At 71.4% G+C, this 1,527-nt stretch carries 2 protein-coding genes; one reads left to right on the forward strand and one right to left on the reverse strand.

Features of this window, described 5'->3' with window-relative positions; genetic code table 11:
• A partial coding sequence (gene ccsB / locus ACY45C_RS00005; RefSeq protein WP_462185628.1) for a c-type cytochrome biogenesis protein CcsB occupies window positions 1–993 on the forward strand: 993 nt, incomplete at its 5' end.
• A 186-nt stretch (window positions 994–1,179) separates the two neighbouring features.
• On the opposite strand, the gene ACY45C_RS00010 is transcribed toward ccsB, so the two are convergent.
• Window positions 1,180–1,527: PLD nuclease N-terminal domain-containing protein (locus tag ACY45C_RS00010; protein ID WP_462185629.1), on the reverse strand; the 348-nt coding region annotated here is incomplete at its 5' end.

A 1,527-nucleotide genomic window follows, 5' to 3' on the forward strand; every position in this document is an offset into this window, starting at 1 on the left:
GGCGGGATCGGCGCCGCCGCCGCCGATCCCGCCGGCCCGGCCGGCCCGACCGACGGGGCCGCGACCCCGATCGACCCGTCCGACCCCGCCGCCGTGGCCCTCGCGGCGGCCCGGGCCCGGGAGAGCGAAGCTGTCCGGCGGCGGGCGAACGCCGCGCACACGCTGGCCGCCGGTAACGACGGCGACGTGGCGGTTCCCGCGCGTGCCCGGCGGATCGGGCGGATCGCCGTCGCGCTGACGGTCGTCGGCTGGACGCTGCACCTGGGGTCCGTCATCACTCGTGGCCTCGCGGCGGAGCGGGTGCCCTGGGGCAACATGTACGAGTTCTCGTCGATGATCTGTCTGATCGCGGTCACGACGTTTCTCGGCCTGATGATCCGGCAGCCGGTCCGGTGGCTGGGCGTCTTCGTCATGCTGCCGGTCGTGCTCTCGCTCGGTTTCGCCGGCACCGTGCTCTATGTCGCCGCGGGACCGCTGGTGCCCGCGCTCAACTCGTACTGGCTCAAGATCCATGTGGTCGGTGCGATCGTCGCCAGCGGGGTATTCCTGGTCTCCGCCGTGACCACGGTGTTGTTCCTCATCAAGGAGCGTTGGGAAAACCGGCTGGCCGAGGTCGCGGCCGGACAGGCTGACGCGAGCCGGGCCATGCAGCGCCGGGGCGGCATCGTCATGCGCCTGCCGTCGTCAACGGCGCTCGACACACTGTCCTACCGGGTCATCGCGTTCGCGTTCCCGATCTGGACCTTCGCGATCATTGCCGGGGCGATCTGGGCGGAGGCGGCATGGGGCCGCTACTGGGGGTGGGACCCCAAGGAGACGTGGTCGTTCATCACCTGGGTCTGCTACGCCGCCTACCTGCACGCCCGCGCGACGGCTGGATGGCGTGGGCGGCGGGCCGCGACGATCTCGTTGCTGGCCTTCAGCGCCCTGTTCGTGGACTACTATCTGGTGAATCTGATCATCTCGGGGCTGCACTCCTACGCCGGCATCTGACCCTCCCCGCGGCTGCTGGTCCCTGGTCCCGGTCTGGCCCCGTCGGGGAGAACGGGCGGGTTACCTGCAGCCTGCGGAGAACACCCCGCTCGGCCGCGTACCGGAACGACGGACCGCCGCTCGTCTCGGTGCGCGGAGCCGGTCAGCCGCGGGCTCGTGCCCCTGGATCCCCCGCGTCCAGGCGGCTCAGCCGTGGGACGACGACGGCGGCGGTCCGGCCTCGCCCTTGCGGATCCGGGCGGACAGTTCCCGCATGAAGTCCGGGTCGTCGTCGGGACCCTTCGGCCGGACGGCGGCCCGGCGGGTGCCCGTCCGTGCGCTGTACCGGTTGAAGCCGCCATCACGCCGGCTGTCGACGCCCCAGGACGATCGTTGCCCGAAGGCCGGGTGGTCGGAGACCGGCCGGCGCAGCGGTCGCTCGCCGGCGCTGTTCGCGCGAGGCCGACCGAAGAAGAACCATCCGGCGGTGCCGAAGATACCAAGGAAGATCACTGCTACGATCCACGCGAGTTTGGGCATGATCCGAACCTCCTC

Source organism: Frankia sp. CcWB2 (assembly GCF_977927585.1).